The 19,700-nt window shown below is 42.7% G+C and carries 19 protein-coding genes and 1 other annotated feature (1 of these 20 only partly in view); of the genes, 16 read left to right on the top strand and 3 right to left on the bottom strand.

The features are described 5' to 3' along the window. Nucleotides 1–76 (top strand) — a binding site (T-box leader); it begins 132 nt to the left of the window's first position. 50 nt (nucleotides 77–126) lie between these two features. Further along, nucleotides 127–1,386 (top strand): tyrosine--tRNA ligase, encoded by a 1,260-nt coding sequence (gene tyrS, locus HCJ54_RS07615; protein WP_187137204.1) that lies wholly within the window; start codon nucleotides 127–129, stop codon nucleotides 1,384–1,386. After that, complete coding sequence (locus HCJ54_RS07610; protein WP_187137203.1) at nucleotides 1,379–1,840, top strand: GNAT family N-acetyltransferase; 462 nt, start codon at nucleotides 1,379–1,381, stop codon at nucleotides 1,838–1,840. The genes tyrS and HCJ54_RS07610 overlap by 8 nt, the downstream gene beginning before the upstream one ends. 110 nt (nucleotides 1,841–1,950) lie before the next feature. Here the strand turns inward: HCJ54_RS07610 and rpsD are convergent, their stop codons facing one another. Together rpsD and HCJ54_RS07600 are read right to left on the bottom strand one after the other, a co-directional pair. Continuing rightward, complete coding sequence (gene rpsD, locus HCJ54_RS07605) at nucleotides 1,951–2,553, bottom strand: 30S ribosomal protein S4 (RefSeq protein ID WP_036066680.1); 603 nt, start codon at nucleotides 2,551–2,553, stop codon at nucleotides 1,951–1,953. A gap of 218 nt (nucleotides 2,554–2,771) precedes the next feature. Continuing rightward, complete coding sequence (locus tag HCJ54_RS07600) at nucleotides 2,772–3,260, bottom strand: GAF domain-containing protein (protein ID WP_185525161.1); 489 nt, start codon at nucleotides 3,258–3,260, stop codon at nucleotides 2,772–2,774. Between the two features lie 170 nt (nucleotides 3,261–3,430). Between HCJ54_RS07600 and HCJ54_RS07595 the strand changes: the two genes are divergently transcribed. The 13 genes from HCJ54_RS07595 to HCJ54_RS07535 all read left to right on the top strand — a co-directional run bounded on the left by HCJ54_RS07595 (nucleotide 3,431) and on the right by HCJ54_RS07535 (nucleotide 17,608). Continuing rightward, the gene (locus HCJ54_RS07595) at nucleotides 3,431–5,152 is read left to right on the top strand and encodes a septation ring formation regulator EzrA (RefSeq protein WP_187137202.1); all 1,722 of its coding nucleotides are present in this window, start codon (nucleotides 3,431–3,433) and stop codon (nucleotides 5,150–5,152) included. Nucleotides 5,153–5,293: 141 nt separating this feature from the next. Next, nucleotides 5,294–6,430, top strand: coding sequence for a cysteine desulfurase family protein (locus HCJ54_RS07590; protein ID WP_187137201.1), 1,137 nt, complete (start codon nucleotides 5,294–5,296; stop codon nucleotides 6,428–6,430). After that, the gene (gene thiI / locus HCJ54_RS07585; RefSeq protein WP_187137274.1) at nucleotides 6,430–7,641 is read left to right on the top strand and encodes a tRNA uracil 4-sulfurtransferase ThiI; all 1,212 of its coding nucleotides are present in this window, start codon (nucleotides 6,430–6,432) and stop codon (nucleotides 7,639–7,641) included. Before HCJ54_RS07590 ends, thiI begins: the two co-directional genes overlap by 1 nt. 209 nt (nucleotides 7,642–7,850) lie before the next feature. Continuing rightward, nucleotides 7,851–9,812 carry an Ig-like domain-containing protein gene (locus tag HCJ54_RS07580; protein ID WP_187137200.1) on the top strand — a complete coding sequence of 654 codons (1,962 nt, stop codon included), beginning with the start codon at nucleotides 7,851–7,853 and terminating at the stop codon, nucleotides 9,810–9,812. 337 nt (nucleotides 9,813–10,149) lie between these two features. Next, nucleotides 10,150–11,178, top strand: a complete 1,029-nt coding sequence (argC, locus tag HCJ54_RS07575) for an N-acetyl-gamma-glutamyl-phosphate reductase (RefSeq protein WP_187137199.1) — start codon at nucleotides 10,150–10,152, stop codon at nucleotides 11,176–11,178. 45 nt (nucleotides 11,179–11,223) lie between these two features. Beyond that, on the top strand, nucleotides 11,224–12,417 hold the full coding sequence (gene argJ / locus HCJ54_RS07570) for a bifunctional ornithine acetyltransferase/N-acetylglutamate synthase (protein WP_187137273.1): 1,194 nt from the start codon (nucleotides 11,224–11,226) through the stop codon (nucleotides 12,415–12,417). Between the two features lie 20 nt (nucleotides 12,418–12,437). Continuing rightward, a complete protein-coding gene (argB, locus tag HCJ54_RS07565; RefSeq protein WP_187137198.1) occupies nucleotides 12,438–13,190 on the top strand; it encodes an acetylglutamate kinase in 753 nt (250 codons plus the stop codon). Beyond that, nucleotides 13,187–14,335: an acetylornithine transaminase gene (locus HCJ54_RS07560; RefSeq protein WP_187137197.1), complete on the top strand. Its 1,149-nt coding sequence runs from the start codon at nucleotides 13,187–13,189 to the stop codon at nucleotides 14,333–14,335. The genes argB and HCJ54_RS07560 overlap by 4 nt, the downstream gene beginning before the upstream one ends. Then, nucleotides 14,335–15,273 carry an ornithine carbamoyltransferase gene (gene argF / locus HCJ54_RS07555; RefSeq protein ID WP_187137196.1) on the top strand — a complete coding sequence of 313 codons (939 nt, stop codon included), beginning with the start codon at nucleotides 14,335–14,337 and terminating at the stop codon, nucleotides 15,271–15,273. The genes HCJ54_RS07560 and argF overlap by 1 nt, the downstream gene beginning before the upstream one ends. A gap of 120 nt (nucleotides 15,274–15,393) precedes the next feature. Then, nucleotides 15,394–16,116: a DUF1003 domain-containing protein gene (locus HCJ54_RS07550; RefSeq protein WP_187137195.1), complete on the top strand. Its 723-nt coding sequence runs from the start codon at nucleotides 15,394–15,396 to the stop codon at nucleotides 16,114–16,116. Between the two features lie 75 nt (nucleotides 16,117–16,191). Then, complete coding sequence (locus HCJ54_RS07545; protein ID WP_187137194.1) at nucleotides 16,192–16,389, top strand: hypothetical protein; 198 nt, start codon at nucleotides 16,192–16,194, stop codon at nucleotides 16,387–16,389. Between the two features lie 231 nt (nucleotides 16,390–16,620). After that, nucleotides 16,621–17,037, top strand: coding sequence for a hypothetical protein (locus HCJ54_RS07540; RefSeq protein WP_187137193.1), 417 nt, complete (start codon nucleotides 16,621–16,623; stop codon nucleotides 17,035–17,037). 142 nt (nucleotides 17,038–17,179) lie between these two features. Then, the gene (locus tag HCJ54_RS07535) at nucleotides 17,180–17,608 is read left to right on the top strand and encodes a dUTP diphosphatase (protein WP_036066696.1); all 429 of its coding nucleotides are present in this window, start codon (nucleotides 17,180–17,182) and stop codon (nucleotides 17,606–17,608) included. Nucleotides 17,609–17,704: 96 nt separating this feature from the next. Here HCJ54_RS07535 and HCJ54_RS07530 read toward each other — a convergent pair whose 3' ends face one another. Beyond that, a complete protein-coding gene (locus tag HCJ54_RS07530) occupies nucleotides 17,705–18,505 on the bottom strand; it encodes an NAD kinase (RefSeq protein WP_187137192.1) in 801 nt (266 codons plus the stop codon). Nucleotides 18,506–18,667: 162 nt separating this feature from the next. On the opposite strand from HCJ54_RS07530, the gene sppA reads away from it, so the two are divergent. Then, entirely contained in the window at nucleotides 18,668–19,690 is a 1,023-nt protein-coding gene (sppA, locus tag HCJ54_RS07525; RefSeq protein ID WP_187137191.1) for a signal peptide peptidase SppA, read from the top strand. Nucleotides 19,691–19,700: the final 10 nt, after the last annotated feature.

The raw sequence follows: 19,700 nt of genomic DNA, 5'->3' as shown, positions 1-19,700 counted from the left end.
TTGCCGTTATCTTAATGAAGCGAGGAAGAAGTTTTTCCTAAGTTGGGTGGTACCACGTATATTTTGCGTCCCTTCGTCTATAGACGAAGGGACTTTTTTAATTGAAAACGAGAAGGAGAGAATGATATGAACATTATTGATGAGCTAGAATGGCGCGGCGCGATTTATCAGCAAACAGATGAGGCGGGACTTCGTGAACTGACGGAGAAGGAATCGATTTCGCTTTATTGTGGCATTGATCCGACGGGAGATTCGATGCATATTGGGCATTTGATCCCATTTATGATTTTACGCCGTTTTCAAAATAAAGGACATCGCCCAATTATTTTAGTTGGTGGCGCGACGGGATCTATTGGTGATCCGAGTGGTAAGAAGGAAGAACGCCAACTGCAGTCTATTGAGCAAGTAAATAAAAACGTGGAAAGTTTGCGCGGGCAATTGGAGACAATTTTTGATTTTGCTGGTGATAATGGCGCGATTATGGTGAATAACTATGATTGGACGAAGGATCTGACGGTGCTTGATTTTTTGCGCGATTATGGGAAGAATTTCAATGTGAACACGATGTTGGCGAAGGATATCGTTGCGAATCGTTTGGAAGTCGGGATTTCGTTTACGGAGTTTGCGTACCAAATTTTGCAGGCGATGGATTACAATGAGTTATATGAGAAGCACAATTGTCGTTTGCAAATCGGTGGAAGCGACCAGTGGGGCAATATTACGGCGGGGCTGGATCTGATTCGTAAAAAACAAGGAGAAGGCTCGAAAGCATTTGGTTTGACGATTCCGTTGTTGACGAAAGCGGATGGGACGAAATTTGGGAAAACAGAAGGCGGTGCAATCTGGTTAAATAAAGAGAAAACGACGCCGTATGAATTCTACCAGTTCTGGATTAACACGGACGATCGTGATGTTGTGAAATACTTGAAATACTTCACGTTTTTGGATCAAGGGGAGATCAATGACCTGGAGTCAGCGGTGAAATTAGAGCCACATCGCCGGGCTGCACAGCGTTCATTGGCTGCTGAAATGACGCGATTTATTCATGGTCAAGCAGCACTGGATCAAGCGATTAAAATTTCAGAAGCGCTTTTTAGTGGGGATGTTAAGGCACTTACGGCTGATGAGATTGCACAAGGCTTTAAAGATGTACCAACATTTGTTGCAAGCGAGGAAGAGGCGTTGCTTGTGGATTGGCTTGTGGAACTCGGTATAGAGCCATCGAAACGCCAGTCGCGTGAAGATATTGGGAATGGCGCAATCTATATGAACGGGGAACGTGTACAAGATCTTGAAAAAATGGTGACAAGCGCAGATCGAGTGGAAGATCGCTTTACGATTGTTCGCCGTGGCAAGAAAAAGTATTTCTTGGTGCGCTATGAGTAAGTTGCGATTGGTGCCGATGAAGCAGGAGACTTTTCCTGTCTTTTCAGAGGCGCTCAGTGTGGATTATGCAAAAGATAAGGTTCAAGCCGGGATTTGGGATAAAGAAGATGCATTGGAACAAGCGAGATTTGAGATGGTGCATCTTTTATCTAATGGAGTCATGACGAAAGATCATTTTTTATGGGATATTCTTGATAGGAAGGATGAAAAAATAGGAACGTTATGGGTCTTTGAGGAGAAGAATACGTATTTTATATATGATATTATGATTTTCGAAGCGTTTCAAAATCAAGGATATGGCAGTGAATTGTTGCGTGTGCTCGAAGAAAAAGCGCGTCAGGCTGGTATTTCAGAGATTGGTCTACATGTTTTCGGGCATAATAAGCGAGCGTTTCATGTATACGAAAAAATGGGGTTTGAAACAGTAGATATTAATATGAGGAAAGTTTTATAAGATAGGAAAGGGCTGCTACGGGAATTTTGTAGTAGTCTTTTCCTTTTTTTAAACAGTCCAAACAAAAAAACACCGAATGCAACAAGTGCACTCGATGTTTTTAACGCGTATTAACGTGAATAGAATTCTACGATAAATGCTTCGTTGATTTCAGCATGAAGCTCTGAACGTTCTGGCAGGCGGTTTAATGTACCTGTCAATTTTTCAGCGTCGAAAGTTAGGTATTCAGGCACGAATGCCGCAACATCTAAGCTTTCAGCAATTGCTGATAATTTAAGAGATTTTTCGCGAACACTGATTACCTGACCAGCTGATACTTGGTAAGAAGGAATGTCTACGCGTTTTGAATCTACTAAAATGTGGCCGTGGTTTACTAATTGACGTGCTGCACGACGAGTGCGAGCAAGACCTAAACGGTATACCACGTTGTCAAGGCGTTGTTCAAGTAAGATCATGAAGTTCTCACCGTGTTTACCTTGTAGTTTGCCAGCTTTTACGAACGTGTTTTTGAATTGACGCTCTGTTAAGCCGTACATGTGACGTAATTTTTGTTTCTCTGCTTGTTGTAAACCGTACTCAGAGATTTTCTTGCGTTGTGTCGGACCGTGTTGCCCTGGAGCGTACGGACGACGTTCTAATTCTTTACCTGTTCCTGAAAGTGATAACCCTAAACGACGGGAAATCTTCCAGCTTGGACCTGTATAACGAGCCATGGATTGACTCCTCCTTTAAATTTGTTTTAGCATAAAACAAACAAGTGTGACCAACCAAATACGTGCAGTTTATCTTCATGTATCTTCGCCCTTGCAGCAGCAGGTTACAGGATACACCACGAAAAAATCGGGGATAAACAACGGTCATATTCATCATCACTCAAGCTGCATTTTACACGCTTTCTAGTATAGTATAGTTTCAGTGTACTTGTCAATCTTTATTGTAGGGATGCTTTCAAAATAGTAACTACTTGTTCTAAATAGTGTTGATCAACCGTGTCAAAGCGTGCTAAAGAGGGGCTATCGACATCGAGCACACCTAAGAGTTTGCCATTATGAACGATTGGGATGACAATCTCAGAGTTTGAGGCAGCGTCACACGCGATATGTCCAGGGAAATCGTGAACGTTTTGGACGAGATAGGTTCTTTGTTCAGCAGCAGCAGAACCGCAGACACCACGACCAAGAGGAATGCGAATGCAGGCCGGTAAACCCTGAAATGGTCCGAGAACAAGCTGATTACTCACTTCCTCATATAAATAAAAACCCACCCAGTTAATGTCGGTTAGCGCTTGATTTAGTAGAGCCGAGATATTGCTAATATTGGCAATGAAGTTTGGCTCCCCAGCGATCATGGCTTCAACCTGCTTGACGCATAATTGATAGTTTTCTGCTTTGGTTCCAGTGAATTTTGGAATTTCGATCATTTTTTTCACCACTTTTTCATTATTTTTGGTTTTAAATAAGGTAAATACAGAAGAATCGTGTTAGAATAGTTTATGTGTATAATGAGTTAGTATAGCACGGATTTTTCATTTTTACTTAATGATGTGATTAAAAAAAAATAGAGATAATGGAATAATTAGGAGGAAACGGCATGTTTGTTTGGTATTTGGTCGGCTTTGTAGTGATCGTGGTCGTGATTTTTGCAGCCGGGTACATAATGAAGAAAAAGCATTATCAGCGCATTAACGCGTTGGAGGAGCAAAAAATAGAATTGATGGAGCGTCCAGTGATCGACGAGCTTACGAAGGTGAAGAAGTTGAAGCTTACAGGACAAACGGAGGATCTATTTGAATCGTGGCGTGATTCGTGGGATGAGATTGCGACGAAATTATTTCCGAATTTAGAGGAATATATTTTAGGCGCGGAGCAACATACGGATCGGTATCAGTTCCGTCAAGCCACGCAGGTAGAAAATCAGGTGGAGCAGGTGATTCATGAAATCGATACGCAGATGAAGCAAATTTTGCGTGGATTGAAGGAATTAATTGCTAGTGAGGAACGCAATGCGCAAGATATCAGGTTGGCAAAAGATAAGTTTACGACGTTGCGACGCGATGTGCTTAGCAATGGTTATAAACTTGGTGATGCGCTGCATGGTGTCGAAGGCCAGCTTGATACAATTGCGGAGAACTTGAACCGCTTTGATATGCTGACCGATCAAGGGGATTACTTGGAAGCGCGTGAAACCGTCTTGAATGTCCAGCACGATTTGGAGAAGTTGGCAGTACAATTGGAGAAGATTCCCGGGTTGTTGCGGGAAAGTGATATTATTTTGCCGGATGAAATGGGGAAATTGCAAGCTGGCTATGATGAAATGGTGCAGCAAGGCTATTATTTAGAGCAATTGCAACTTGCGGCTGAGCTAGAACGGATGCGCGGTCGTGTCTCCGATTTGAAAGGGAAGATCGTTGCAGGAGAATTAGAAGCCGTCGAAAATGGCGTCGCGGAACTGCATACGGAGATTAACCTGTTTTATGATACACTGGAGCACGAGGTGGAGGCACGTCATTTTGTGAAGGAGAACCGCATTGTTGTGGAGGCGAAGTTAGAGAAGCAGATCGATGTTTCGGATGCGCTAGCGGAGCAAATCAAAGAAGTGAAGCAGACATATCACGTGTCTGAGGACGAGCTCGCAACTTATTTGAATGTGGCAAGTCAGCTGGAAACGCAAAAAGAGCAGTTGGCAACCTTAACAGAACGCCTATCAGAGGTTAAAATTGCGTATTCAGCAGCGGAAGATACGTTGAAGGAAATGGATGCGATCGTGTCCAGTGTGGCATTGGAGCAAGATACATTTGCAGAAGAATTACGTTCGCTCAGAAAAGATGAGTTAGAGGCGCGTGAAGATGCGGATCGGATGCGTCGGGCCATTCTAAACTTAAGCCGTAGATTAGATCGTGAGCGCCTTCCTGGTAAGCCAGAGGAGTATACTGCGTTATGTGACCATATGGAACAGTCGATTACGAAGCTGGAAGAAAAACTAGAAGAGAAGCCGCTGAACATGAAGGCTGTGAGTCATGAATGGCGTGTGGCACAGGAAGATTTAGATCATTTGACAGAGAAGGCGGATGAAATGATCGAGAATGTGCATTTAGTGGAACAGGTGATTCAGTATGCCAATCGCTACCGGTTACAGACACCCGACCTTGCGATAGCACTGCGCAAAGCAGAAGATCATTTCTATGATGATTATCAATATAAGAAAGCACTAGAAATCGCGGTGACAGCTTTGGAGAAAGTGGAACCAAGCGCTTTCAAAAAGATTGAAAAGGCGTATGAAATGAAGATAAATGTGGATGAAGTCGAGGGATAGGGAGGCTGTCCCAAGCTCGTAAGAATCTTCGGTTTGCCTGAGTTACGTCGGGAAGCCGAAGATTTTTTATTATTTATTGGGTGAAGTTTGTTTTTATATGATAAAATGTTTAAATGAGATTAGATTCATGGGGGCTTTGGAATGATTTATTTGGATAATAGTGCGACGACAAAGCCGCTAGATGCTTGTATGGAGACGTATACGAAAGTAGCGACGAATTATTTTGCGAATCCGTCTTCGCTGCATCGGTATGGGGTGAAAGTGAACGAATTGCATGAACAAGCACGGACGCTCGTGGCAGGAATGCTTGGCGTACTACCGGAAGAGGTTATTTTTACATCTAGTGGAACAGAAGGCAATAATATGGCGATTAAGGGCGTTGCGGGATTCTATTCTAATAGAGGAAAACATATTATTACGACGGCAATTGAGCATCCATCGGTTCAAAATACGATGGATTACTTGGAAACGCAAGGCTTTGAGGTGACCCGGCTTCCGGTGAATGCATCTGGGGTTATTTCTCTCGGGGACTTGAAAAATGCGTTACGGGAAGATACGATTTTAGTCTCAGTTATGCATGTCAACAACGAAGTAGGCTCGGTTCAACCCATTTCGGAAATTGCGGAAATACTCGAGGTGCGTCCGAAAACCTTTTTTCATGTGGATCATGTGCAAGGTTTGACGAAGGTAGCGCTTGATTTTACTGGTGTTGACTTGGTAACGATTTCTGGGCATAAAGTGCATGCTTTGAAGGGAACTGGGGTTTTAATTAAGAAAAAATCTGTTTCGTTAATGCCATTGCTTGACGGCGGTGGACAAGAGTTTGGGTTGCGTAGCGGGACGGAAAATACGGCGGGCGCGGTGGCTTTTGCGAAAGCGTTACGAATTGGATTGGAAGATCAAAAAGTACATGCTACCGATCTGTTGGCGATACGCAATTATTTGTTGAGGGCACTGGATGAGATGCCAGAAGTGTCCATTCATACAGATAAAAATCAGGCGGCGCCACATATTTGCTGTTTTTCAGTTGTTGGGCATCGAGGCGAAATTTTAGTGCATGCGCTCGCAGAGTATGAGATTTATGTATCGACGACGAGTGCGTGTTCATCGCGCGCCAAGCTTGCTAGCAGTACATTAAAGGCAATGCAAGTATCAGACGCAGAAGCTGTAGGTGCGGTTCGTGTGAGCCTGTCTTATCAGAATACGATGGCAGAGGCAGAGCGCTTTATAGAAGTAGTACAAGTGATAATTAAAAATTTGAATGAAGTGGTGAAATGATGAAATATGATCGTATAGTCGTTCGGTACGGCGAATTATCAACAAAAGGTCGAAATCGAAAACAATTTATTAGAAAATTAGCGCATAATGTGAAGCGTGCTATTGGTGATTTTCCAGAGGTAAAGGTGTTCGGCGAGCGAGATCGGATGCATTTACTTCTCAATGGTGCGGATGATCAGGTGGTCCTGGAGCGATTGCGTCCGATTTTCGGGATTCAGTCGTTTAGTCCAGCGGTTCGTGTGCCACAGGACTTGGAAGCGATGAAGCAAGCGGGGCTTTCTTTGGTGCGCGCTATGCATGAAGCAGGTGGAAGTTTCAAGGTGAATGCCAAACGTGCGGACCGATCGTTTGAACTGGATACGAATGGGATTAATCATGAGCTTGGTGGCTACATTTTGCAGAATATAGATGATCTGCATGTCAATGTGAAAAAACCAGACGTGAAGTTGCTTGTGGACGTTCGAAGTGAGGGCGTGTTCTTGTCGTGTCAGACAATTCAGGGTGCTGGTGGTCTGCCGGTAGGCTCTTCGGGTCGTGCGATGTTGATGCTTTCTGGCGGGATTGATAGCCCAGTTGCGGGTTATTTGGCGATGAAGCGAGGCGTAGAGATAGAGGCTGTGCATTTTCATAGCCCACCATATACGAGTGAACGCGCGCGTCAAAAAGCGGTAGATTTAGCTGGAAAACTGGCGAAGTATAGTGGACAGGTGAAGATGCATGTTGTGCCTTTTACTGCGATTCAAGAAATGATTAAAAAGCAGATTCCAGAGGGTGTCACAATGACCGTGACGCGTCGCATGATGTTGCGAGTTACAGATGAATTGCGCAAACGCCATGAGGGGTTAGCGATTGTGAATGGCGAGAGTTTAGGTCAGGTAGCAAGTCAGACGCTAGAGAGTATGCTCGCAATCAATGCGGTGACAGGGACACCGATTATTCGCCCAGTCGTTTCGATGGATAAAAATGAGATTATCGAGATTGCCCAAGCGATTGACACGTATGATATTTCTGTACAGCCGTTCGAAGATTGTTGCACGATTTTCACACCACCTTCTCCCAAAACGCGTCCCAAGCTCGAAAAAGTGGAGCGTTATGAAAGCTTTATTGATTTTGAGGCGATGGTACAAGAAGCGGTGAATATGACGGAAACATTCTCCGTGGAAGTCGCTGATTTGAATAAAGTACAAGATGAGTTTTCAGACCTATTTTAAAAGGGAGACGATACCAGTGATGGTGTCGTTTTTTTATTTGGTTTAGAGCAGGAATGTTTTGATATGCACCTATCAGGAGATCACTCTTATTTGAAAGCGTCCTCTTTATCTCTTTATTTTCCAAAAGTTCGGATTTCGTCTACATCAAATTTCTAAAAAAAGATATATAATGGTAAAGTAAGGAATTCAATAAAAAGGAGATGTAAAAAATGAAAATAGATAAACAATTAATGGCGTTATCACTCGTGGCTGTATTGACCGCCTCACCTGCTGAGAATGTGCTAGATATGTTCTCTCAAGAGACCTCAGGAAGTGTTTCAGCGGCTACAACGGGAGTGGGTGCATCCGGGGTAAGCATTTCATCAGGGACAACAGGAGTAGTGAGTGCATCCGGGGTAAGCATTTCATCAGGAACAAATAACACACAACAAGAGCAGCCACTTATTACATCACGACTCAAATATGCTGACAGATATATGTATGGTACAGCTTCCCCAGGGGCTAAGGTTGAGGTGTGGATAGATAATAAATTAGCTAAGACTGTGACAGCTAATGAGGGGGGATTATGGACAGTTACTGGAATCGATGTCTATGAACAACAAGTAGTAAAAGTAAAGTCAATACTTAATAATAGTGTTAAAGAATCACCTAACTATACGATCTGGCTGATAGAAACTCCTGTAGTAACATCTCTCGTGACAGATGGTGCAACTTCTGTGTTTGGTACAGCAGATTCGGGAATACAGATACAAGTCTGGGTAGATGGTGCCCTTGTTAAAACAGTTTACGCGAACGAAAGTGGGTATTGGACAGCATCTGTGCCAACGCTTACTACGGGACACAAAGTGCAGATTCGGGCAAGGCTCTTTGATTCAGATCCTTGGTATAAAGATAGTTCTGTATACACGGTAGCTCCCACAACAAATAAACAAATCCAACCGTTAATCACATCGGAAGTCATTGCTGGAGAGACATCTGTATCTGGCATTGCAACTCCAGGAGCTAAAGTAGATGTTTGGGTAAGTGATTCCTTTATTAAATCTGTAACAGCTAGCGCTACAGGTGCGTGGTCAGCCAAGGTTCCGGTCCTTCGTCATCAAGCACGCGTGCAAGTGAGGGCAACTTTTGGGGGACAATATAAAGATAGCCCTTCCTGTTTGGCTGCAACGAGAGTCGCGAAACCGACGATCACAGTAGCGACAGAAAAACAAACGACGATTTCAGGAACGGCTACACCTGGTTCAACTGTCGCTGTTTATGCATTTTACCAAGGGCTTATTGCTACAGTAATAGCAAAAGAAAATGGGCAATGGACAGCCACGGTTCCAGCACTACTTTCTCATGGGACAACCTTTGTAAGATCCACTATTCCTGGTATTTATGACCGTTATGTCGAAAGTGATGACTTCGGAATAAGAACTGTACCTACTGTTACTTCCACTTTAAACGCAGGGAATAACCGCGTAGGTGGAATGGCTACTGCTGGATCGCTAGTTGATATATGGCAGTCAGGGATTAAAATTGGGTCGACGCATGCCGATAACATGGGCAGGTGGGAGGCCACAACATCAGGGCTAATATCAGGAACTGTTGTATATGTCAGAGCGACAACGCCTGAGGACGGAGCCGTTTTAGAGAGCGGATTGTATAACGTATTTCTGAAATTTGTGGATCCTGTTGTAACGGGTGGTGCATCGGCAGGAAGTACAGCGGTCGTGGGAAGGGGAACACCTGGCGCGACGATCGAAGTACTCATTAATAACAAGTCTTATTCTACTACTGTAAATAATACAGGTGAATGGAGTGTACCGGTACCAGGGTTGAAAAAAGGGGATATTCTACAAATAAAAGCGAGGTTAGGAAATGATACGTATACTAGTTTGATATACCCGATTCCTGACGGTGGTAGGTATACTCTAGTAGCACCAGATATAAATGGCTACCATTTAGGTTCTGCCTACATTACAGGAACCATCGTTGATCCACGTGCCACTACTGTCAAGTTGTACAACGGAGCTGGCGTCTTGCTTCGTTCAGGAACTATAAATGAAAATCGAACGTATCAAATTTATGCCAGTGATAAGTTTGGCAAAGCAGGTGAGGAGTTTAAAGTAAGTGTATTTGATGGCAAAGAAGAAAGTTTATTAGTATCATCTAAAGTCTTACCATAATGAGAGCGATAGTGCTACTAAAAGGGAATATTATTTTTTGCAAATTGGAAAAGAGTTTTAAAATAAAAAATAACGATGAGAAATCTAAAATTGGGATTTCTCATCGTTATTTTTGTGAGTGGGGTTAAATTGTAGATAAGGATATTTATACCAAGTAAATGGGAGTATAAATTCTTCTTATTTAATGTATGTGAAAAAAGCAATGCATAAAAACCGCCTTTAATATACATTAATAGCTTATAAAATAGTTTTATAATTTATAAAAAACCATTTGACATTATAAATATACAAGTTTATAATAAGATTTATCATAAAAAATAAGAAGGGTGGGAAAATCATGAAAGTTTCGATTATTGGAGCAACAGGTTATGGAGGGCTCGAATTACTCCGATTGTTACATCAACATCCGCAAGTGGAGATCGCATCTTTGCATAGTTTCTCCGCCCAGACGGACGATATATCGCGATTTTATCCGCATTTACATACGGTGTATCATCACGAATTAGCCGAGATTGACGCGCTTAAAATTGCGGAGGAAAGTGAAGCTGTTTTTCTAGCAACGCCGAGTGGGGTCGCGAAGGAAGCTGCACAGCCGTTTATTGATGTTGGGATGAAGGTTATTGATCTGTCGGGGGACTTCCGTTTGTCGAAGGAAAAATATGAGAAGTGGTACAACAAAGATGCGGCGCCGATTGCTTACTTGAATCAGGCAGAATATGGATTAGCCGAATGGCGGGAGAATGTGGATACGACGTTTATTTCGAACCCAGGGTGTTATGCGACGGCGACATTGCTTGGTTTGGCGCCACTTGTGATCCATGGTTTGATCGAGCCGGATTCGATTATTGTGGATGCGAAATCTGGTATATCTGGGGCGGGCAAGACGCCGGGTGCGAATACGCATTTTCCGGAGACGAATGAGAACATGACGCTGTATCGAATGAATCAGCACCAGCACATTCCGGAGATTATTAGGCAGTTGCGTGTGTGGGATGCAAGCATTGATGCGATTACATTTTCGACGTCACTGATTCCGGTGACGCGAGGCATTTTTGCTACGATATATGTGAAGGCGAACGTGGAAACATCGACGGAGGAACTTTTGGCGTTGTACCGAGAGAGTTATGACGGGAAAGCGTTTGTGCGAGTGCAGGAAAAAGATGTGTATCCGACGCTGAAGCAAGTGACAGCATCGAATTTCTGCGATATTGGACTTTGTTATAATGCGCGAACAAATATGATTACGATTGTGGTTGTGATTGATAATTTGGTCAAAGGGGCCGCGGGACAAGCGATTCAAAATTTGAATTTGATGGCTGGTTTTGATGAAACGGCGGGGCTTGATTTTATACCGGTTTATCCTTAAGGGGGAAGAACGATGGAGAAGGTTTTGGAGAAAGAGGGCTGGATCATGATAGAAAATGGCACGATTGCGACACCGCTCGGTTTTTTTGCGGACGGTAAACATTGTGGTCTGAAGCGCAAAAAGAAGGATATTGGTGTGATTTTTTCGGAAGTTCCAGCTGCGGCTGCGGCGGTTTATACAATGAATCAAATGCAAGCTGCGCCGATTTTTGTAACGAAGGATAGCTTGGCGGTGGATCAAACGTTGCAGGCAATCGTTGTCAACAGCGGTGTTGCTAATGCGTGTACGGGGAAACAGGGCTTGGATGATGGCTTTGCAATGCGGGCAATCACGGCCAAACATTTAGGAATTGCGGAATCAAGTGTTGCTATTGCATCAACAGGCGTGATTGGCGATTACTTACCAATGGAAAAAGTGACAGCGGGGATTGAGTCGCTACAGGTGAATGCTGGCGAAAGCAGTGATTTCCATGAAGCAATTTTAACGACGGACACCGTGCAAAAAGAACTGACATTACAGAGTGAAATAGGCGGGAAAACGGTTACCATTTCGGGTGTAGCGAAAGGTTCAGGGATGATTCATCCAAACATGGCGACGATGCTCTCGTTCATTACGACAGACGCGGCAGTTCCAGCTGAACTATTGCAAAAATTGCTAAAACAAAAAGTAGATCAAACCTTCAATCAAATAACGGTGGATGGAGATACATCGACAAACGACATGGTTGTTGTGATGGCGAATGGTTGTGCCGGAAATGCATCATTTTCTGAAGGTACGCCAGAATTTGCTGTATTTACCAAGATGTTCTATGCTGTTTGTCAACATTTAGCAAAAAGCATTGCACGTGATGGCGAGGGTGCGACAAAGCTAATCGAAGCGCAAGTCAAGGGCGCCACTTCAAAAGAAGACGCTAGGATGATCGCTAAACAGATTGTGTCATCAAGCCTCGTGAAAACTGCGATGTTCGGTGAGGATGCCAACTGGGGCCGGATTATTTGCGCTATTGGCTACAGCGGTGGCCGTTTTTTACCAGATAATATTACGATTAAAATCGGCGAGATTGCTATTTTAGAAAAAAGTGAGACAGTGGCGTACGATCCAGAAATACTCGCCGCCTATCTGCAAAAAGAAACTATTTTAATCGAGGTTAATTTGCATAGCGGGATAGAAGAAGGAATCGCTTGGGGATGCGATTTGAGCTATGATTACGTCAAAATAAATGCATGTTATCGGACGTGAAATAAAGGGGTGTGAATGGGATGAATGAAACTGTTGTTGTGAAAATAGGTGGCGTCGCGGGAAGTCACCTTGATGAAAGTTTTTTCAAGCAAATCAAAACGTGGCAAGCGAACGGGAAACAAGTGGTTCTTGTGCATGGAGGCGGTGTTCAGATCAGTAAAATGATGGAGGCGCTAGACATCCCTGTGGAAACGAAGGACGGCTTGCGAGTTACAACGAAAGAAACGCTTGCTGTGACGAAGATGGTCTTAATCGGTCAAGTACAGCCAGAAATCGTAACTGCGCTAGAAAAAGAAGCAATTACGGCAGTAGGGTTGCATGCGGGGGATGCAGGTTTGATGCAGGCCAAACAATTGGCAGACGGGGAACTAGGTTTTGTCGGTGAGATCACACATGTTAAAACCAAGTTAATCAAAGGTCTGATAGAACAGCAAATTGTTCCAGTTATTGCACCGCTTGGCTTAACGACCACAGCAGAATGGTTGAATGTAAACGCTGATGTAGCAGCATGTGCAGTGGCTTCCGCTCTCCAAGCAGAAACGCTCATTTTGCTAACGGATGTTGCCGGTGTGCTTGATGCGGGCGAGGTTATGGCGCATATCGATACGGCGGAATTAGAAGGCTTATTCGCGAAAGAAATTATCACAGGCGGAATGATTCCAAAACTCGAAAGCGCCAAACACGCAGTTTCACAAGGTGTTGGTCAAGTCGTCATTACCAACGAAATCACAGCACAAGGAACAATAATAAAGGATGGAGTGAAAATAGGATGAGTGATTTATTCCCAACATACGCAAAATTTCCAATCGAAATCGTAGAAGGCAAAGGTACCGTTGTCAAAGATTCGAATGGCAAGGAATACCTGGATTTCACATCGGGCATTGCCGTTTGTAATTTAGGGCATTGTCATGAAACTGTAACAGCCGCTGCCCAGAAGCAACTTGGCCAGATTTGGCATACCTCTAATCTGTTTGAAAGCAGTATTCAAGAACAAGTCGCAACGAAATTAACGGCGGGTGAGGAGCGGGTCGTATTTTTCTGTAATAGTGGTGCTGAAGCTAACGAAGCTGCGCTAAAACTCGCTAAAAAACATACAGGATGCGATGAAATTATCACATTTAAACAGTCTTTTCATGGTCGAACCATCGCCACAATGACAGCAACCGGTCAAAGCAAAATTCACGATGGCTTCGGCACGCTCCTTCCAGGTTTTACATACTTACCATACAATGATTTGGAAGCACTCGAAAAGACGATTTCTGCACAAACGGCAGCTGTCATGCTTGAAGTTATTCAAGGGGAAGGCGGCGTTCTGCTAGCTACGAAGGAATTTTTAATTGGAGCCTCCAATCTGTGTCAGAAGTACGGTGCTTTGTTGATTATCGATGAAGTACAAACTGGGATGGGGCGCACCGGCACGCGCTTCGCTTTTGAACAGGTGGGAATCAAACCAGACATTTTCACACTGGCAAAAGGGCTAGGAAATGGTTTGCCGGTGGGTGCAATGATTGGAAAAGCAGAACTTGCAGCAACATTTGGACCAGGAAGCCATGGCTCCACATTTGGTGGTAATAAAATCGCGATGGCAGCAGCAGACGCAGTCATTGATATCATTTTTGATGAAGCGTTTCTGGAAGATGTGACTGAAAAAGGCGCTTATTTTCAACAATTACTCACGGAAAAACTAGCGGCAAATGTTGTCGCGATTCGCGGAGCGGGCTTGATGCTTGGAATAGAACTTGATATAGAGGCGAAGGGCGTAGTGAGCGCGCTACAAGAACTAGGACTGCTCACATTAACAGCTGGACCGAATGTATTACGAATAGTACCGCCACTGACTGTCACGAAACAAGAACTCAAGCAGGCGGCGAATTTGATTGAATCAGTGCTTATAAAACAGGAAATGGGGATGAAATAATGATAGAGTATAAAGAAACGACTAAAGGAAAAGATATGTTGAGTCTGTTGGAATGGAGTAATGAAGAAATCACAGAATTAGTGCAGTTAGCGCTTGCGATTAAGACAAATCCAACGCATTATAGCCACGCGTTGAGCGGTCAAATTTTAGGCATGATTTTTGATAAGTCCTCTACGCGGACGAGGGTTTCCTTTGAAGCAGGTATTTTACAGTTAGGTGGGCAGGCGATCGTGATGTCTTCCAAAGAGCTACAAATCGGGCGGGGCGAGCCAATAAAGGATACGGCGCATGTCCTTAGCGAATATATTAACGCCGTGATGATTCGGACGTTTAGCCATGAAGGTGTAGAGGAACTTGCCGAACACGCATCGATTCCAATCATTAATGGGCTGACAGATCTGCATCACCCTTGCCAAGCGCTAGCTGATTTATTAACGATTTTTGAAGTAAAAAATACATTTGAAGGCGTAAAACTTGCGTATATCGGAGATGGAAATAATGTTTGCCATTCTCTACTACTAGCTGCTGCAATGGTTGGCTTAGATATTTCTTGCGCGATGCCAGCGGGTTATGAGCCAGATGGAAACGTTTTGAAGGAAGCACAACAAATCGCCTTAAAAACGGGCGCTAAAATCGACATGACAACGGATCCAGTACTTGCGGTGACCAATGCTGATTTTGTATATACAGATGTCTGGACGAGTATGGGGCAAGAGGAAGAAAATGCAAAACGTCTTGCTGATTTCAACGGTTACGCTGTGACAAGTGAACTCGTAGCACACGCAAAATCTGATTATCATTTCCTACATTGTCTACCAGCACACCGCGAAGAAGAAGTGGCCACGGCGGTTATTGACGGTAAACAATCTCTTGTGTACCAACAAGCTGGCAACAGACTGCACGCACAAAAAGCATTATTAGTAATGATTTTAGGATAAATATTGAAATCCAATACATGATTGAAGCGTGTGTTGGATTTTTTAATATTTGACAGTGCTTACATAGAACGTTAGAATGGTATTATATGGAGATTATAAATAGGAAGCGAGGTAGATCAGATGAAGAATAGAGCGGTATCTTGCGCTGTTTGTGGAAAATCATTTACAGAAATTGAGGGACTATTCTTAAAAGCCATGGATGAGGAGCTACAAGGTATCATTTTAAAGCAAAATTTCCATTTATCAGCAAGCTCATTTATATGTTTTCGTGATTTGTTAGAATTTCGGCTCCATTTTATTAGTGATATTGCTCAGAATGACACACGAGAAAACGAAGCCATCAATAAAAAAATAATACAGAGCATTAAAGATGGTGAAATCTTATCAGAGGATGTGGATAATGCTTTCACGTCACATCTTTCTGTAGGTCAAAGAATAGCAGATACTATTGCCAAATTTGGTGGAAGTTGGGGATTTATCCTTTGCTTTATGGGAATCTTAGCCTTATGGATTATCATGAATTCGATTGCGCTGTTCACGAAACCCTTTGATCCCTATCCATTCATCCTGCTCAATTTAGTATTATCTTGTCTGGCTGCGATTCAAGCGCCGGTTATTATGATGAGCCAAAATCGTCAAGAAGCAAGAGACAGAGTCCAATCCGAAAGCGATTATAAAATTAACTTAAAGTCCGAAATTGAAATCCGTTTGCTTCATGAGAAATTAGATCATGTTTTAAATGAACAATGGCAACATCTTATTGAAGTTCAACGCTTGCAAATCGAGGCCCTCAATGAATTGCAAAAGCAGGTCGAAAATCTACATTTCAAAAAAATGAAATAATATTTTAATTCGGTACATAACTGTCTACTAACTGCTATTGAAATGTGAATAATTAGGAAGGGAGGATGGATTAAAATGGAGCGGATGACAGCAATTTTTAAACGCTTCCAAGTACACACAAATTATTCTACTATTTTAAATGAAATTGGAAGTATCAGACTCAAAGTACAAGATGACAAGGTACCTAGATTTATTCATACGATAAATACGGAAACAGACTGCCGGGCAGTGCTTAGCCCATCGGCAGAATATGTAGAAATAACAAAGATATAAGACGATAATCTCGGGAACTGCTAAATATACTAGCAGTCTCGAGATTATTTTTTGTTAGGCGCATCTGCTATTATTTTAGAAGCAACGTACGCAATTTATTTCTGTAATAAACTAATAATTATTTTTATTAACGTCATATTAATGTAACAATTAAGTGCTATGATATTACTGTAGTTAGGAGTAGTTAATCCTTCTATAAAAAATAAATAGAAAGTAGGAGATTTTATGCACATGAAAAAAAGAATTGTTGGGCTCTCCGTAACTGTAGTTTTTGGACTTTCTTCTATTATTGGTGTAAATTTGGTGAATACGGGACATATAAGTTTGGAAAATGCTTTAGGCGTAGTCCAAGCCAAAGCAGCGGGTATTAGTGGTGCTGTAAAAATAAATGGAACTAGTTACAAATGGAGTGAAACATCTTGGGGAAAGAACAGAGGAATGACTTTTAACCCTGGAAGCCACGTGTATCAATTTTCACCTAATCCCCATAATGATCCTTGGTATAATAAAAATCAAACCAAATTCTATAAATCAGCCGCGTCTCAGATCGAAGAACAAGGTAGTGAAGGTAAGTGGACTAAGGATTCGTGGTCAAGTCAGATAAAAGTTAACATTAACGGAATTGATTACACATTAGCACCTAGATGATTAAAATAAGGAGTTTAAATGTCCGGCGAGTGATTGGCGCGACATTTAAACTTCTTATTTTTTTAGAGAAAGTGATACCCGAAACGGCACATGTATGATAGGATTAGCAGTGAACGGAATTAGAATATTGGAGTGATGAAAAATGGAGATAAAAGTTAAATACGCAACAGATCAAGAGGCACGATTAAATAAGTTAGAACAAGGCGATTGGATTGATTTATATGCGAACGAAGAGGTTCACTTAGCGTCAGGCGAATATAAACTAATCGATTTAGGGCTCGCAATGGAATTACCTAAAGGATACGAAGCGCATGTTGTACCTCGTTCCAGTACATATAAACATTTTGGAATTATCCAGTCCAATAGCATGGGTGTTATCGACGAGAGCTATTGCGGCGAGAATGACTTCTGGAAGTTTCCAGCTATCGCGATGCGTGATACGGTGATTGAAAAAGGAGACCGCATTTGTCAATTTAGAATTATGGAGAAAATGCCAGAAGTAACGATTACCGAAGTAAGTAGTCTTGGCAATGCTGATCGCGGTGGGTTTGGTTCGACGGGTACAAAATAATATATCTAGGTTGCAGACCAAAATGTACGGTACTGTCTACCTTTAGTATATACTCAAAAAGGAGCCCGTCATGGACTCCTTTTTGAGTATGGAATTTTACAAGAAATTTCGTTTTACCTTATCCCAGAACGAATTATTATGCAATTTAATAATATTGACGAACCGATCGCCAACTTCAAGCTTGATTTCATCGACATGTTGAATGCTAAGCGCCTCAGAATCCATCCCCATGATTGGGAAATCATTCACGCCATTTGCGCGCATATCCAAACGCAATTTACGTTTCGGGCTCAAAATGAACGAAGAACCGAGCGTCCGGAAGCGGTTATTATTAATCGAAGCAAGCTCACTCACTTGCATCGACGGTAACAATGGATCGACAATCGAACCGTTAATGGATTTATTATACGCGGTACTTCCTGTTGGGGTTGAAATAACCATACCATCGCCACGGAAAGTTTCAAACAGGCTGTCATTAATATACACATCAATTTGTAGGGTACGGATAATCGATGAGCGAATGTTGAACTCATTTAGTACATAAAAGGCCTTGGAATTGTTGACTGTACCGTAAATGGTCGGGTAACGGCGAACAAGCCAGCGATCTTCTGCCGCGGCCTTAATAATTTCATCGATTTGGTGTACGTGAAAATCGCAATATTGTCCAAGTTGTTCGGTTAACGCGATGCCCGCATATAAACAATCGGAACGGAAACCAGTTTCACGCACGGATTTAAGGAACGCGCCGTCTCCACCAATACTAATAATTGCTGTTGCTACTTCAAAATCATCGGTTACTTCAAAACCGTATTCTTTCGTAACTTTTTTTAGTTCATTGGCGTGCTTTTGTAGCTCTTCTGTTTTACGATAGGAAAAGTAAAAAATTGTTTCAGCCATACTAAAACCTCCAGTGTTCTTAGTTAATTCAATCTACAACCCATTATAACACGAATGCTCACTACTAATCTTGTAAAAAATAAGAATTTTTCAGGTTTCACTGTAAAAAGCGCCAGTTTTCCGTTATGATAGTCCTATAGCTATTAAAAAGGGGGAAAAAGTGTGAATGCAAAAAGATGGATTGCGATTGGCATTGTCGCAGCATTATTAGTTGTGAGTGGAATTACGAAAATTACGAGTACGCTCTTGGCCAGTGATGATGAATATGAAACGTCTTGGATTGATTCGCTAACCGCGACGGATACAGGCGTGACAGAAATGGTGCTAGAGGATGGCAAAGCTGATAAACGGATTGCGGTGCTAAACATTGATGGTGCGATTCAAGATACAGGCTCAAATGGTTCGCTTCTCGGTGGCAGTGAAGGATACAGTCACAAAGACTTTATGGATCAGCTCGAATGGATTCGGGAGGATGATACGGTTGCTGGTGTTATGCTAAACGTGAACTCCCCAGGCGGTGGCGTTGTAGAATCGGCGCAAATTCGCGATAAAATTTTACAGATCAAAAAAGAGAAGAAGTTGCCGGTTTATGTTTCGTTCGGTAGCATGGCGGCATCAGGCGGTTACTATGTCTCTGCGCCAGCCGATAAAATTTTTGCAAGCCCAGAAACGCTGACAGGCTCGATCGGGGTCATCATGCAAGGCTATGATTTTAGCGAATTAATGAAGAAAGTGGGTATTTCGGATAATACGATTAAAAGTGGAGAATTCAAAGATATAATGAGCTCTACGCGCCCAATGACAGCAGAAGAAAAAGCGATCATGCAGTCGATGATTGACGATTCCTATGCGCAGTTCGTGAAAGTCGTGGCCGAGGGGCGTCATATGACGGAAGCCCAAGTTCGCAAAATTGCAGACGGCCGGATTTATGATGGTCGCCAAGCGAAGGCGAATGGTTTGATTGACGCATTTGGATACGAAGAAAATGCATTGGATGCCTTGAAAAAAGAGCAAGATTTGAAAGGTGCAGAAGTATTTGAGTACGATTCTAGCAGTATTGGTCTGGCTTCCATGTTCTCTTCATCGGTAAGTCAAATTGTCGGGCAAAAAAGCGAGGCCCATCAAGCGGTTCAGTTAATGAATATGATGGAAGCACCACGTCTTATGTACTTGTATGGAAAATAAAGGAGGGGTT

Origin of the sequence: Listeria grandensis (assembly GCF_014322885.1) — a bacterium.
GTDB classification, from domain to species: Bacteria; Bacillota; Bacilli; order Lactobacillales; family Listeriaceae; genus Listeria_A; species Listeria_A grandensis.
The sequence above is the reverse complement of the archived record's forward strand: the minus strand, read 5'-3'. Positions and strand labels throughout refer to the sequence as shown.